General features: G+C 72.2%; 13 protein-coding genes. 10 read left to right on the plus strand and 3 right to left on the minus strand.

Annotation, left to right across the window (positions count from 1 at the left end):
- Positions 1-149: 149 nt before the first annotated feature.
- Complete coding sequence (locus tag ACFW9Z_RS31180) at positions 150-341, minus strand: helix-turn-helix transcriptional regulator (protein WP_384645988.1); 192 nt, start codon at positions 339-341, stop codon at positions 150-152.
- A gap of 254 nt (positions 342-595) precedes the next feature.
- Between ACFW9Z_RS31180 and ACFW9Z_RS31185 the strand changes: the two genes are divergently transcribed.
- Positions 596-1,108, plus strand: a complete 513-nt coding sequence (locus ACFW9Z_RS31185) for a DinB family protein (protein WP_384645990.1) — start codon at positions 596-598, stop codon at positions 1,106-1,108.
- An 8-nt stretch (positions 1,109-1,116) separates the two neighbouring features.
- Here the strand turns inward: ACFW9Z_RS31185 and ACFW9Z_RS31190 are convergent, their stop codons facing one another.
- Positions 1,117-2,031, minus strand: a complete 915-nt coding sequence (locus tag ACFW9Z_RS31190) for a sugar phosphate isomerase/epimerase family protein (RefSeq protein ID WP_384645991.1) — start codon at positions 2,029-2,031, stop codon at positions 1,117-1,119.
- A 175-nt stretch (positions 2,032-2,206) separates the two neighbouring features.
- Between ACFW9Z_RS31190 and iolC the strand changes: the two genes are divergently transcribed.
- The 7 genes from iolC to ACFW9Z_RS31225 all read left to right on the plus strand — a co-directional run bounded on the left by iolC (position 2,207) and on the right by ACFW9Z_RS31225 (position 10,208).
- The gene (gene iolC / locus ACFW9Z_RS31195; RefSeq protein WP_384645992.1) at positions 2,207-3,277 is read left to right on the plus strand and encodes a 5-dehydro-2-deoxygluconokinase; all 1,071 of its coding nucleotides are present in this window, start codon (positions 2,207-2,209) and stop codon (positions 3,275-3,277) included.
- A complete protein-coding gene (locus ACFW9Z_RS31200) occupies positions 3,274-4,197 on the plus strand; it encodes a deoxyribose-phosphate aldolase (RefSeq protein ID WP_384645993.1) in 924 nt (307 codons plus the stop codon). Before iolC ends, ACFW9Z_RS31200 begins: the two co-directional genes overlap by 4 nt.
- A 118-nt stretch (positions 4,198-4,315) precedes the next feature.
- Positions 4,316-5,245, plus strand: coding sequence for a 5-deoxy-glucuronate isomerase (iolB, locus tag ACFW9Z_RS31205; protein ID WP_384645994.1), 930 nt, complete (start codon positions 4,316-4,318; stop codon positions 5,243-5,245).
- Positions 5,246-5,304: 59 nt separating this feature from the next.
- Positions 5,305-7,299 (plus strand): 3D-(3,5/4)-trihydroxycyclohexane-1,2-dione acylhydrolase (decyclizing), encoded by a 1,995-nt coding sequence (gene iolD / locus ACFW9Z_RS31210; RefSeq protein ID WP_384645995.1) that lies wholly within the window; start codon positions 5,305-5,307, stop codon positions 7,297-7,299.
- Between the two features lie 48 nt (positions 7,300-7,347).
- Complete coding sequence (locus ACFW9Z_RS31215; protein WP_384645996.1) at positions 7,348-8,850, plus strand: CoA-acylating methylmalonate-semialdehyde dehydrogenase; 1,503 nt, start codon at positions 7,348-7,350, stop codon at positions 8,848-8,850.
- A 111-nt stretch (positions 8,851-8,961) separates the two neighbouring features.
- Complete coding sequence (locus ACFW9Z_RS31220; RefSeq protein ID WP_384645997.1) at positions 8,962-9,528, plus strand: hypothetical protein; 567 nt, start codon at positions 8,962-8,964, stop codon at positions 9,526-9,528.
- Between the two features lie 71 nt (positions 9,529-9,599).
- Positions 9,600-10,208, plus strand: coding sequence for a DUF4291 domain-containing protein (locus ACFW9Z_RS31225; protein WP_384645998.1), 609 nt, complete (start codon positions 9,600-9,602; stop codon positions 10,206-10,208).
- Positions 10,209-10,272: 64 nt separating this feature from the next.
- On the opposite strand, the gene ACFW9Z_RS31230 is transcribed toward ACFW9Z_RS31225, so the two are convergent.
- Positions 10,273-10,701 (minus strand): GNAT family N-acetyltransferase, encoded by a 429-nt coding sequence (locus ACFW9Z_RS31230; protein WP_384645999.1) that lies wholly within the window; start codon positions 10,699-10,701, stop codon positions 10,273-10,275.
- Between the two features lie 133 nt (positions 10,702-10,834).
- Between ACFW9Z_RS31230 and ACFW9Z_RS31235 the strand changes: the two genes are divergently transcribed.
- Together ACFW9Z_RS31235 and ACFW9Z_RS31240 are read left to right on the plus strand one after the other, a co-directional pair.
- A complete protein-coding gene (locus tag ACFW9Z_RS31235; protein ID WP_384646000.1) occupies positions 10,835-13,642 on the plus strand; it encodes an alpha/beta fold hydrolase in 2,808 nt (935 codons plus the stop codon).
- Complete coding sequence (locus ACFW9Z_RS31240; protein WP_384646001.1) at positions 13,639-14,562, plus strand: ABC transporter permease; 924 nt, start codon at positions 13,639-13,641, stop codon at positions 14,560-14,562. Before ACFW9Z_RS31235 ends, ACFW9Z_RS31240 begins: the two co-directional genes overlap by 4 nt.
- The last annotated feature ends 106 nt before the right edge of the window (positions 14,563-14,668 follow it).

A 14,668-nucleotide genomic window follows, 5' to 3' on the forward strand; every position in this document is an offset into this window, starting at 1 on the left:
CAACGTCCTGTGGGCCATGATCCGTGACGGACAGCGCTACCAAGGTTCACCTCCCGTCACGGCTGCGGCTTGACATCACGATTGGGAAGTCCTTTCTTTGGACGGCCCTGTTCCGGAAGGAGCCCCGGCAGTAGGACATGTCGTGGGGGTCAGCGGGGCCGGTTGCGGGGGCGGGAGGCGACCCAGGCCCGGATGGTGTCCCCGTACCAGTACGGCTTTCCGTTCTTCACCTGGTCGGGCGGCGGGAGGAGGCCATGTTTGCGATAGGAGCGGACGGTGTCCGGCTGGACCTGGATGTGCGCGGCAATGTCCTTGTAGGACCAGAGTGTTCTGTCCGTCATCCGTGACACCTCTCTGCGCTGCGTTGCTCTGTCGCTGCTGCTCTGACCGGTTCTGCTCCGGTGATCACGCAGCCTGCGCCCGGTTGAACGACGTCGCACGGCAGGCTGAGCGGGGCTGTTGTGCGCCTGTGACGGAAAACCCGCGTAACGGAGACATGTGTGGCGAAACAGTTACTGCTGTGACAGAAAGGGTGAACGGCTGACCGTAGTGCGGAATCCGGGCGTTGTCAGACCCGGGTGCCACGATGGAGATCATGAGCACTTCCGAACGTCCGATGCCCCCGCTGGTCGCCGACGAGCGCACCTCGCTGGAGAGCTGGCTCGACTTCTACCGCGTCACCCTCGCCCAGAAGTGCGCGGAGTTGCCCGAGGAGCGGCTCCGTGAGGCGTCGGCGGCGCCCTCGTCCATCACGTTGCTCGGTCTGGTCCAGCACGCCGCGGCCGTCGAGCGGAACTGGTTCCGGCGGGTCCTCGTGCAGGAGGACGTTCCGCCGCTGTTCGCACCTGCCGATGGCGGTGCTGGGCACGACGGTGGGTTCGAGCTCGCCGAGGACGCCACGTACGAGAGCGCGGTGGCGGTGTGGGAGGAGGAGGTCCGGCGGGGGCGGGAGAACTGCGCGGGCCGGGGGCTCGACGACACCAGCCCGTTCATGGGCGGGGAGGTGACGCTGCGCTGGATCTACACGCACATGATCGGCGAGTACGCGCGCCACTGCGGGCACGCCGACCTGATCCGCGAGCGCATCGACGGGCGTACGGGGGTGTGACCCGGCGGTCAGGGCCGTCCGCAGGAGCGGAGGAACTCGCGGGTGCGGCGCGCGATGGGGAGCGGCTTGTCCGGGTCGCACGGGTACATGTCCTGCTCCACGATCGCGAACAGGTCGACGTCCAGGGCGCGTGCCGCCTCCAGGACCGGTTCCAGGGCGGGTACGCCGCCGGGCGGTTCGCACATCACGCCCTGCGCCACGGCCGGGCCGAACGGGACCTCGTCCGCCACCACCGCCGCCAGGACCTCGGGGTCGACCTGCTTCAGGTGGAGGTAGCCGATGCGCTCCCCGTACGTCTCGATGAGCTTGACGCTGTCGCCGCCGCAGTAGGCGTAGTGCCCGGTGTCCAGGCAGAGCGAGACGAGGGCGGGGTCGGTGGCGTCGAGGAAGCGGTTGACGTTCTCCTCGCTGTCGATGTGGGTGTCCGCGTGCGGGTGGACGACGATGCGGAGCCCGTAGCGCTCCTGGACCTCCCGCCCCAGCCGCTCCGTCTGCGTGGTGAGATCCCGCCACTGCGCGGGGGTGAGCGTGCGGTCCTCCAGGACCTCGCCCGTCTTGTCATCGCGCCAGAAGGAGGGGATGACGACGAGGTGTTCCGCGCCCATGGCCCGGGTCAGTTCGGCGATGTCCGCGACATGCGCCCAGGTCCGGTCCCAGACGTCGGGGCCGTGGTGCAATCCGGTGAAGACGGTGCCCGCGGAGACGGTGAGGCCACGGCTGCGGGTCTCGTCCGCCAGCCGGACCGGATCGGTGGGCAGATAGCCGTACGGGCCGAGCTCGATCCACTCGTACCCGGCCTCCGCCACCTCGTCCAGGAAGCGCCGCCAGGGCACCTGCCGAGGGTCGTCGGGGAACCACACCCCCCACGAGTCGGGTGCCGAGCCGATGCGGATGCGGGCCGAAGAGGGTGCGGAGGGGGTCATATCGCCCAGCGTCGCGGCCCGTCCGGAAGAGTGTCAAGGGTTCGTCCGAATGTCCGGACAAAATGTTGACAGGGTTCCCGGCAGGGGGCTAGACCTGGATCGGCCGACCCTCGGCCGACCATCGGCGGTCGATCCGGTTGGGCGATCCGGTGGGTCGAGCCGGTGGGTCGAAGGGATGCGTATGCCTGAGCTTGAGCCGTACGACGTGATCACCATGGGGCGGATCGGGGTGGATCTCTACCCCCTGGAGATCGGGGTGCCGCTCGCCCGGGTCGAGACCTTCGGTAAGTTCCTCGGCGGCTCCCCGGCGAACGTGGCGGTGGCGGCGGCCAGGCAGGGGCGGCGGACGGCGGTGATCACCCGTACCGGGAAGGACGCCTTCGGCGCGTACCTCCACCAGGAACTGGCACGGTTCGGGGTGGACGACCGGTGGGTGACGGAGGTCGAGGAGTATCCGACCCCCGTCACGTTCTGCGAGATCTTCCCGCCCGACGACTTCCCCCTCTACTTCTACCGGCAGCCCAAGGCACCCGATCTGGAGATCCACCCGCCGGAGCTCGATCTCGACGCGGTGCGCGCCGCCCGGATCTTCTGGATGACCGGCACCGGGCTCAGCGCCGAGCCCAGCCGGGCCGCGACGCTGGCCGCGCTCCGGGCCCGCAGTGAGGCCCCGGCCGGGGCACCCCGTACCGCGACTGTGTTCGACCTGGACTGGCGGCCCATGTTCTGGGACGGCGGGGACCACAGCGAGGTGGCGCCCGCCCGCTACCGGGAAGCGCTCGCCCATGCCACCGTCGCCGTGGGCAACATCGACGAGTGCGAGATCGCGACCGGCGAGCGCGAACCGCACGCCGCCGCCCGCGCCCTGCTCGCGGCCGGGGTGGAGCTCGCCGTCGTCAAACAGGGGCCGAAGGGCGTCCTCGCCGTCCACCGCGACGGCTCCACCGCCGATGTGGAGCCGCTGCCGGTGGAGGTCGTCAACGGACTCGGCGCCGGGGACGCGTTCGGCGGGGCGCTCTGCCACGGGCTGCTCGCCGGATGGGACCTCGCCCGGATCATGCGGTACGCGAACGCCGCCGGGGCCATCGTCGCCTCCCGGCTCGCCTGCTCCTCCGCGATGCCCTTCCCGGACGAGGTCGAACGGGCGCTCGCGGAGGGGGCCGTGACGGCCGAGCCTCCCGGGGCCACGAGTGCCCAGGCCGCCTCAGACGCTCCCGCTCCTCCCCGGGCCGGAGCGGGCTCATGACCCCCGCCGCCCCCTCCGTCCGCGACCTGGTCCGGCTCCGCGCCGAGCGCCCCGAAGCGGTCGCCGAGGCCGCCGCACGACGGAAGCGGCGGCCCCTGCTCCGTACGGCCGACACCGCCTCGGACCGGGCGCGCCCGCCCCACCCCGGCCGACTGATGATCGTCGCCGCCGACCACCCCGCACGCGGCGCCCTCGCCGTCGGGGACCGGGCCCTCGCCATGGCCAACCGGTTCGAGCTCCTCCAGCGGCTCTGCCTCGCGCTCTCCCGACCCGGGGTCGACGGAGTCCTCGCCTCCGCCGACGTCCTGGACGACCTGCTCCTCCTCGGCGCCCTGGAGGACAAGGTCGTCATGGGCTCCATGAACCGGGGCGGGCTCGCGGGCGCCGCCTTCGAGCTGGACGACCGGTTCACCGGGCACCGCCCCGAGGACCTGGTCCGCCACGGGTTCGACGCGGGGAAGCTGCTGCTCCGCATCGACCACGACGACCCCGGCTCCCTCGACACCCTGCACGCGGCCGCCCGGACGATCGACGAGATGGCCGCGCACCGGCTGCCCGTCTTCGTCGAACCGTTCCTCTGCGGGCGCGTCGACGGCCGCCTCCGCAACGACCTGGGCGGCGCCGCCGTCGCCACCTCCATCGCCATCGCCTCGGGCCTGGCCGGGAGCTCCGCGTACACCTGGCTCAAAGTCCCCGTCACGGACGATCCGGACGACATGGCCCAGGTCATGGAGACCTCCACGCTGCCCGCCGTCCTGCTCGGCGGCGAGGTGGGCGACGACCTGGACGGGGCGTACGGGAAGTGGCGCGAGGCGCTGCGGCTGCCGACCGTAAGGGGGCTGGTCGTGGGGCGTTCGCTGCTCTACCCGGTCGACGGGGACGTGGCGGGGGCCGTCGACACCGCCGTATCGCTGCTGTAGCCGGGGAAGCACGGGCCGGGGACGTACGGGCGGGGAAGCGCGAGCCGGGTAAGTACGGGCGGGGAAGTACAGGCCGGGGAAGTACGGGACCAGGGCGGGTAACGGGTAAGGAGTGGGCATGGAAGACACGCACCATGAGCACCACACCGGGGGTACGCCTCCCGCCGCGCGCCACCACCTGCCCTCCGGCAGCGCGGGGCGCGGGCCCTACGCCCTGGACATCGATCCGAAAATGGCCGGATGGGATCGGTCCAGTCTCCGCGTTCTTGAGCTGGAGCCGGGCGGAGTTCATACGCTCGTCACCGGGGAGAGCGAATGGATCGTCCTGCCGTTGGCCGGTGGCTGTACGGTGCATACGGCAGGTGGCACCTTTGAACTGCTGGGCCGGGAAAGCGTGTTCAGCGGGGTGAGCGATTTCGCCTACGTGCCGCGCGACGACCGAGCACAGATCGCCTCCGGCGCAGGAGGCCGCTTCGCCCTGGCAGGAGCGAAGTGCGAGCGACGACTCCCCGCTCGCTACGGCCCCGCGCCGGAGGTACCCGTCGAACTGCGCGGCACTGGCAACTGTTCCCGCCAGGTCAACAACTTCGCCGCCGCCGACACCTTCGACTGCGACCGCCTGATCGCCGTCGAAGTGCTCACGCCCGGCGGGAACTGGTCCTCCTACCCGCCCCACAAGCACGACGAGCACGTTCCGGGCGATGAGTGCGAGCTGGAGGAGATCTACTACTTCGAGGTGGAGGGCGGCGGGCTCGGCTACCACCGGGTCTCCCCGTCGCGCGACGGAGGTACGGATGTCCTCGCCGAGGTCCGCGGCGGTGACGCGGTCCTCATCCCCGACGGCTGGCACGGCCCGTCGATCGCCCCGCCCGGCCGGACGCTGTACTACCTGAACGTCATGGCGGGGCCGGGGGAGGAGCGGGCCTGGCTGATCCGCGACCATCCGGACCACGGATGGATCCGCGACACCTGGCCACAGCAGCCGGTCGACGTCAGACTCCCGCTCTACACGGCGCATCCGTCGCCCGGCCCGGAGGTAACGCCTTGAGCCCGACGAGTCCCGCAAGCTCCAGCGACGGCGCAAGCCACACCGATCCTGCGAGCCACGTGAGCCCCGCAGACCCTGCCCGTACGCGCCCAAGCCCCGCCCGTACGCGCCCCGCCCCCACCCGCCGTCTGACCACCGCTCAGGCCCTGGTCGCCTTCCTCGCCCGGCAGTACACCGAGCGCGACGGCCGCCGCCACCGTCTGATCAGCGCCACCTGGGGCATCTTCGGCCACGGCAATGTCGCCGGAATCGGCCAGGCGCTCGTCGAAGCGGGCAACAGGACGCGGAACGGCGGCGGCCACGGCATCCGCAACGCCAACGCCCCCCGCATGCCGTACCTCCAGGGCCGTAACGAACAGGCCATGGTGCACGCGGCCGTGGGGTATGCCCGGCAGTGCGGCCGGCTCTCCGCACACGCGGTGACCACCTCCATCGGCCCCGGCGCCACCAACCTCGTGACCGGCGCCGCCCTCGCCACCATCAACCACCTCCCCGTACTCCTCCTCCCCGGCGACACGTTCGCGACCCGGCCCGCCGACCCCGTACTCCAGCAGCTCGAAGTCCCGTACGCCGGTGACGTGTCGGTCAACGACTGCCTGCGCCCCGTTTCGCGCTACTTCGACCGGGTCACCCGCCCGGAAGCGTTGATTCCGGCGGCCCTCCAGGCGATGCGGATCCTCGCCGACCCGGCCGAGACGGGCGCGGTCACGCTGGCGCTGCCGCAGGACGTGCAGGCGGAGGCGTACGACTGGCCGGAGGAGTTCTTCGCCGAGCGGGTCTGGCGGGTCCGCAGGCCCGCGCCCGACACGGCCGAGCTGGAGCAGGCCGTACGGGCGGTGCGCTCTGCCCGCCGCCCCCTGATCGTCGCGGGCGGCGGGGTCCGTCACAGCGGGGCCGAGGAGACCCTCGCCGCCTTCACCGCCGCCACCCGCATCCCGGTCGCCTCCACCCAGGCGGGCAAGGGGGCCCTGCGCCACGACCACCCGGCGGACGTGGGCGGTATCGGCCACACCGGCACCGCCACCGCCGACGAGCTGGCCCGCACCGCCGACCTGGTGATCGGCATCGGCACCCGGTACACGGACTTCACCACCGCATCCGGCACCCTCTTCGAGAACCCGGCCGTCCGCTTCCTCAACCTCAACATCACCGGCTTCGACGCCCACAAGCTGGCCGCCCTCCCCCTGGTCGCCGACGCCCGCACCGGCCTGGAGGCGCTCACCAGCGCGCTCGCCGGACGGGGGTACCGGATCGACCCGGCGTACGAGACGGAGTACACCGGCGCGAAGGAGGCGTGGGAGGAACGGGTCGAGGCATCCTTCACCACCCCCGACCCCACCGCGCGCCCCACCCAGGCCCAGGTCCTCGGCCTCCTCGACACCCTGGTCACCGAGGAGGACATCCTCATCAACGCCGCGGGCTCCCTCCCCGGCGACCTGCACAAGCTCTGGCGCGCACGTTCCCGCGACCAGTACCACGTGGAGTACGGCTACTCCTGCATGGGCTACGAGATCCCGGCCGCGATCGGCGTCCTCCTCGCCACCGAAACGCAAGAGCGGCCCCGCCCCGTCTGGGCGCTCGTCGGCGACGGCACGTATCTGATGAACCCCACCGAGATCGTCACCGCCGTCCAGGAGAACCTGCCCCTGAAACTGCTGATCCTCCAGAACCACGGGTACGCCTCCATCGGCGGCCTCTCCGAGGCGGTCGGCGGCGAGCGCTTCGGGACGGCCTACCGCCACCGGGACCCCGACGGCGGCTTCACCGGCCCGCCGCTCCCCGTCGACCTGGCCGCCAACGCGGCCTCCCTCGGCATGCACGTCCTGCGCGCCACCACGGTCGACGACCTGCGTAAAGTCCTCGCGGAGGCCCGCAGCGCGGAGGGCCCCACTTGTGTCTACGTCGAGACCGAAACGCCCGACACAGTGTCGGGCCCCCCTCCGGCACAGGCGTGGTGGGATGTTCCTGTGGCCGAGACCGCGACGCGACCGGCGGCGGTCAAGGCCCGGGAAGAGTACGACCGGCAGGTCGCCGCCCGACGCCACCACCTGTGAAACCACGCCTGAGCCAGCCAGTCTGCCCGAAGTCTGAAGGAGTACGTCATGACGAAGACCGTCAACCACTGGATCGGCGGCAAGACAGTGGAGGGCACGTCGGGCCAGTACGGTCCCGTCACGGACCCCGCCACCGGTGCGGTCACCACGCAGGTGGCGCTGGCCTCGGTCGAGCAGGTCGACGCGGCAGTCGCGGCGGCGAAGACCGCGTACGCCACCTGGGGCACCTCCTCCCTCGCCCAGCGCACCGCGGTCCTCTTCCGCTACCGCGCGCTGCTGGACGCCCACCGCGACGACATCGCCGCGCTGATCACCGCCGAGCACGGCAAGGTGCACTCGGACGCGCTGGGCGAGGTCGCCCGGGGCCTGGAGATCGTCGAGCTGGCGTGCGGGATCACGACCCAGCTCAAGGGCGAGCTGTCCACGCAGGTGTCCAGCCGGGTCGACGTCTCCTCGATCCGTCAGTCGCTGGGCGTGGTCGCGGGCATCACCCCGTTCAACTTCCCGGCCATGGTGCCGATGTGGATGTTCCCGCTGGCGATCGCCTGCGGCAACACGTTCGTGCTGAAGCCGAGCGAGAAGGACCCGTCGGCCGCCGTCCTGCTGGCCGAGCTGGCGACGGAGGCGGGCCTTCCGGACGGCGTGCTCAACGTCGTGCACGGGGACAAGGTCGCGGTGGACGCCCTCCTCGCCCACCCCGACGTGGCGGCCGTCTCCTTCGTCGGCTCCACCCCCATCGCCCGCTACATCCACGCCACCGCCTCCGCCAACGGCAAGCGCGTCCAGGCCCTCGGCGGCGCGAAGAATCACATGCTGGTCCTCCCGGACGCCGACCTGGACGCGGCGGCCGACGCGGCGGTCTCGGCGGCGTACGGCTCCGCGGGTGAGCGCTGCATGGCGATCTCGGCCGTGGTCGCGGTCGGCGCGATCGGTGACGAGCTGGTCGACAAGATCCGCGAGCGCGCCGAGAAGATCAAGATCGGCCCCGGCAACGACCCCACCTCCGAGATGGGCCCCCTGATCACCGCCGCCCACCGCGACAAGGTCGCCTCGTACGTCACGGGCGCCGCCGCCCAGGGCGCGGAGGTCGTCCTCGACGGCACGGGCCACACGGTGGAGGGCTTCGAGGACGGCCACTGGATCGGCCTCTCCCTCCTGGACAAGGTCTCCACCGACTCCGACGCGTACAAGGACGAGATCTTCGGCCCGGTCCTGTGCGTGCTCCGCGTGGAGACGTACGAGGACGGTGTCGCCCTCATGAACGCCTCGCCCTTCGGCAACGGCACCGCGATCTTCACCCGCGACGGCGGCGCGGCCCGCCGCTTCCAGCTGGAGATCCAGGCGGGCATGGTCGGCGTCAACGTGCCGATCCCGGTCCCGGTGGGCTACCACTCCTTCGGCGGCTGGAAGGACTCGCTCTTCGGCGACCACCACATCTACGGCAACGACGGCGTGCACTTCTACACCCGGGGCAAGGTCGTCACCACCCGCTGGCCGGACCCGGCGGACGCGCCGTCGGGCGTCGACCTGGGCTTCCCGCGCAACCACTGATCCCTGTCCGGCCACGCCCTCTGCCCGCCCCCGGCGACGATGCCGCGGGCGGGCAGAACGCGTCAACAAAGGGAAGCTTTCGGGTCACTGCGAAGGAAAGCCCCGCCCGCCGTGGTGCTGTCGCTCGGGATGGCGTCGGGGCCGGCCGTGGGCGCCGAGCAGTGGCGGCCGAGGCCGGGGACGCTGTACATCTCCGATCTGCCCAGGACCGAGTCGTGGCGCGCGTTCCCGGTCGCGCGGGGCTGGGGCGAGGCGCAGGGGTGCCTGGCGGCCTGGCCGGAGGACCGACCCGAAGTGAACGTCTGGTACCGGGATTTCACCACCGCGGAGACCGCGTTCGCCCAGCAGAAGGTGGCGGCCTTCGACACGGAGGCGGAGGCCATCGCGTTCGCGGACGCGACCCGGCAGGACTACGCCGACTGCGCGAACCGCCCGCAGGACCCCGGCGTGACCGCGACCGGCTACGACCACGGCACGGTGGACGTGGAGGACGGCGCGACCCTCCAGGGGATGCACACCTTCGACACCAACTCCCCGCGCCCCGACTTCAACTACCTGTGGGGCGTGGGCCGCGACGGCGACACCGTCACGCTCGTCCTGTGGTCGAGCTACTGGGGCGAACCGCCCGTGGCCGCGTGGAAGGAGACCCTGCGGACGGCGGTGAACAAGCTGTACTGAGCAGCGGTACGTTGACGACAGGGCGGGAAAACCAGGTGCCGGGGCGTGACCGCGTCCCGCACCCTGGTCCCATGAACGCCCAGCCCCTCCCGCCCCGTTACGAGATCCGCGCCCGGCACACCGCCACCACCGTCACCGTCTACCAGGCGTATCCGCCCGCCATCGGGCTCCCCGCCGCGCGCGACGGACGGTTCCCCGCCGCCTGGAAGCGGGACCGGATGACGTGGATCAAGCCCAGCTTCCTCTGGATGATGTACCGCTGCGGGTGGGGTACGAAGGAGGGGCAGGAGGTCGTCCTCGCCGTGGAGATCGACCGGGACGGGCTGGAGTGGGCCCTCGCGCACGCCGAACTCTCCCACTACGTACGCGATGTGCACCGGGACGAGGATTCCTGGAAGCGCAGTCTGCGCGCCGCCCCCGCCCGGGTGCAGTGGGACCCCGAGCGCGATCTGGACCTGAACCCGCTCCCGTACCGCTCCCTCCAGCTCGGGCTGAGCGGGGAGGCCGCGCGGCGGTACGCGGACGAGTGGACCGTCTCCGTACGCGATGTCACCCCGCTCGCCCGCGAGGTGCACGCGGCCGTCCGGGCGGGGGAGCGGGAGCGGGCCGCCGCCCTGCTGCCGGTGGAGACGCCGCTCGACCTCGGCGCTCCCCGGCCGGTGCCGGTGGCCGGGCGGTAGCTGCCCCAGGGGCGCGCGGAGCAGCACGCTTCACCTGGGATTCCCGCAGGAGAAGCGGCCCGCCTCACCCGGCCCCACCGCCCTCGAAATCCCACGTCAGCATCGCGAACCCCCCGTCCTCCTCCGCCGCCTCCGCCGACCGGTAGGTCGCCCGCGCCGCCTCGTTGCCGGGCTCCACCCCGACCCACAGGCCGTAGCAGCCGCGTTCCCGGGCGAGGTCCACGAGCGCCCGCGTGAGTGCCCTGCCGATGCCCCGGCGGCGGAACGGGTCGTCGACGCCGAGTTCGTACAGGCACATCTCCGTGCCCTTGTCCGGGTGCAGCATCTCGATGCCCGAGACGAAGCCCGCCGGGACCCCGTCCACGTACGCGATCAGCAGCACGTGGCCGGGCGCGGCGAGGAAGCGGGCCGCCCACTCCTCGCGGGGCGGGGCGTCGAAGAGGTGGCCGGCGGTGAGGAGTTCCGTGACGGTCGTTGTGCGGCGAATGTCCACAATGGCCTCCGGGTGGGGCGAAGCCCGTACCGCATCCGGAGTACGGGGAGGGGGCACCGTACCTCTCAGGGAGGCCGCCCGGCTCCCCCTGACGGCACTTCGGGCGGTGGCATCCTCCGTTTAGGGTCGAGGGATGGAGACCCCTACTGCTCGATGGCGGCGCCTGCTGCCCCGTACACCTGGCCGGTGGGCCGCGGCCGTCGCCGCGCTCGCCGTACTCGTGGGCGGTGGCACCTGGACCGCCGTCGCCGACGACGGCCCGCCCGCCGTGCAGCGCGAGGACCGGATGCTGCGGATGGACGGGGTGCCGATCGACACCTCGTTCTTCACCTCCGGCGGTTCCGGAAAGCGGCCCGCCGTGCTCATCGGGCACGGCTTCGGCGGCAGCAAGAACGATGTGCGGGCCCAGGCGGAGAAGCTGGCGGCCGACGGGTACGCGGTGCTGACCTGGTCCGCGCGCGGCTTCGGCAGGTCCGGCGGGAAGATCTCCCTCAACGACCCGGCGGGCGAGGTCAAGGACGTCTCCCGGCTCATCGACTGGCTGGCGGAGCGGCCGGAGGTCGAGCTGGACGGGAAGGGCGACCCCCGGGTCGGCCTCACCGGTGCCTCCTACGGCGGGGCCGTCTCCCTGCTCGCCGCCGGGCACGACCGGCGCGTCGACGCCATCGCACCCGTGATCACCTACTGGAACCTCGCCGACGCCCTCTTCCCCGACGGCGTCTTCAAGAAGCTCTGGGCCGGGATCTTCATCACCTCCGGCGGCGGCTGCGAGAGGTTCGAGAAGCAGCTCTGCGCGATGTACGAGCGCGTCGCCGTCAGCGGTAAGCCCGACGCCGCCGCGATCGACCTGCTCACCGAGCGCTCCCCCTCCGCCGTTGCGGACCGCATCAAGGTCCCTTCGCTCCTGCTCCAGGGGCAGTCCGACTCCCTCTTCCCGCTCGGCCACGCCGACGCCATGCAGAAGGCGATCAGCGCCAACGGCGCACCCGTCTCCGTCGACTGGATCTCGGGCGGGCACGACGGCGGCGACAACGAGACCGCGCGCGTCGAAGGGCGCGTCGGCTCCTGGTTCGACCGCTACCTGAAGGAGGAGACCGGTACCGACACCGGACCCGCCTTCCGCGTCACCCGTACCGGAGGCTTCGACTCCACCGACGGCGCCGCCATGAAGCGCGGCGCGACCAGCGACACCTACCCGGGGCTGCGCAGCGGCGGCCGGGAGATTCCGCTGCGCGCGGGCGGTGGTACGAGCGGTGGAGCTGGTGCGACGGCCGGAACCGGCGGAACCGGAACACCCGCCGGAACCGCCCCGTCCGCCGGAACCGGCACCTCCCGCGACTCCAGCGGAACCGGAGCGTCCGCCCCGTCCGACGGAACCGCCGCCTCCGCCTCCACCGAGACCTTCCGCAACCCCGCCGGCGCCGCGCCCCCCGCCATCTCCGCCGTCCCCGGCGTCGGCGGCGGGCTCTCCCAGCTCTCCTCGCTCGGCGTCGGGCTCTCGCTCGACTTCCCCGGACAGTTCGCGCGCTTCGAGTCGGCCCCGCTGGCCACCTCCGTACACGTCACCGGCACCCCCACCGTCCGCGTGAACGTCAAGGCGACGGAGGGCCGTGACGCGGTGCTCTTCGGCAAGGTGTACGACGTGTCTCCGGACGGCAGGCAGCAGGTGCTCCCGTCCCAGCTCGTCGCGCCCTACCGGATCACCCCCGACCAGCAGGGCAAGCCGGTCGAGCTGGCGCTGCCCGCCGTGGACCACGAGTTCGACGCCGGGCACCGGATGCGGCTCGTGTTCTCCGCGACCGACCTCGGGTACGCGTCCCCGGCCGAGCCCGCCACGTACACCGTGACCGCCGACGGACCCCTGACCGTCCCCACCGCCCCCGGTGTGAAGACCGCGGCGGCCACCCTCCCCTGGTGGACCTGGGGCCTCCCGGCCGCCGCCCTCGTCATCGCGGCCGGTCTGCTGCTCACGGCCCGCCGCCGCACCGCGACCCCGGCACCGGACCCCGAACTCACCGACGTACCGCTCCAGATCACCGGGCTCTCGAAGAAGTACGCGAAGTCCGTCGACCGGTACGCCGTGCGCGACCTCTCCTTCCGCGTCGAGAAGGGGCAGGTCCTCGGGCTGCTCGGCCCCAACGGCGCGGGCAAGACCACCACCCTGCGCATGCTCATGGGGCTCATCACCCCCGACGAGGGCGAGATCCGGGTCTTCGGGCAGGCCATCCGCCCGGGCGCCCCGGTGCTGTCCCGGGTGGGGGCGTTCGTCGAAGGGGCGGGCTTCCTGCCGCACCTCTCCGGGCGCGCCAACCTGGACCTGTACTGGCAGGCCACCGGCCGCCCCGCCGAGGACGCGCACATCGAGGAGGCCCTGGAGATCGCGGGCCTCGGGGACGCGCTCGCCCGTGCGGTGCGGACGTACTCCCAGGGCATGCGGCAGCGGCTCGCCATCGCGCAGGCCATGCTCGGCATGCCGGACCTGCTCATCCTCGACGAGCCGACCAACGGGCTGGACCCGCCGCAGATCCGCGAGATGCGTGACGTGATGATCCGTTACGCGGCCGGGGGCCGGACCGTCATCGTCTCCAGCCACCTCCTCTCCGAGGTCGAGCAGTCCTGCACCCACCTGGTCGTCATGGACCGGGGCCGGCTCGTCCAGGCCGGTCCGGTCGCCGAGATCACCGGTTCCGGCGACATGATCCTGGTGACCACGGCGGAGGAGGTGTCCGAGCCGCTGGCCGAGAAGGTCGCCGCCCTGCCCGGAATCGGCTCCGCCGTCCGCACCGACGACGGGCGCGGCCTCCTCGTCCGCCTCGACGGGGCCACCACCGCACGCCTCGTCACCGACCTCGTCCGGCTCGACGTCCCGGTCACCGGGGTCGGACCGCACCGCCGCCTGGAGGACGCCTTCCTCACCCTGATCTCCGGAGGAGCAGCATGAGCGCCCCCACCCAGCCCCCCGAGGCCCGCGGGACGGCCGGACACCCCGGGACCGAGCACCCGGAGGCCCCCGGCTACCGGGCCCGGTACACGCTTCCCCTCCGCGTCGAGGCCATGCGGCAACTGCGCCGACGCCGCACGCTCCTCATGGGCGGGATCCTCACGGCCCTCCCCTTCATCCTGATCGTCGCCTTCGCGATCGGCGGCTCGCCGGACGGCGAGGACGGCGGCGGGCGCCGGGGCGGCAACCGGATCAACCTGATGGACGTGGCGACCGAGTCCGCCGCGAACTTCGCCGCCACCTCCCTGTTCGTCTCGGCCGGCTTCCTGCTGGTGATCCCGGTCGCCCTGTTCTGCGGGGACACCGTGGCCTCCGAGGCGAGCTGGTCCTCGCTGCGCTATCTGCTCGCCGCGCCCGTGCCCCGGATCCGGCTGCTGTGGTCCAAGCTCGTCGTCGCGCTCGGCTTCAGCCTCGCCGCGATGGTGCTGCTGCCGCTGGTCGCGCTGGCGGCGGGGACGGCGGCCTACGGGTGGGGGCCGCTGAAGCTGCCCACCGGGGGAGCGCTGGCCGCCGGGGACACCGTGCCCCGCCTCGCGCTCGTCGTCGCGTTCATCTTCGTCTCCCAGCTCGTCACCGCCGGACTGGCGTTCTGGCTCTCGACGAAGACGGACGCCCCGCTCGGCGCGGTCGGCGGCGCGGTGGGCCTCACCATCGTGGGCAATGTGCTCGACGCCGTCACGGCGCTCGGCTCCTGGCGCGAGTTCCTGCCCGCGCACTGGCAGTTCGCCTGGGCCGACGCGCTCCAGCCGGAGCTGGAGTGGGGCGGCATGATCAAGGGGGCGGCGATCTCGGTGACGTACGCCCTGATCCTGTTCGCTCTGGCCTTCCGAGGGTTCAGTCGTAAGGACATCGTGTCCTGAAGCTGATGTTCCGGGGTTTCGCCGCCCATCGGTCCGTTCCGCCCGGCCCCTGTTGCCGCATCGAGATGGTTCCGCAACGCTTTCGTCGACTCCGGTGGGCGGCCCC

Origin of the sequence: Streptomyces sp. NPDC059452, assembly GCF_042750035.1 — a bacterium.
In the GTDB taxonomy this organism is placed as follows: Bacteria; Actinomycetota; Actinomycetes; order Streptomycetales; family Streptomycetaceae; genus Streptomyces.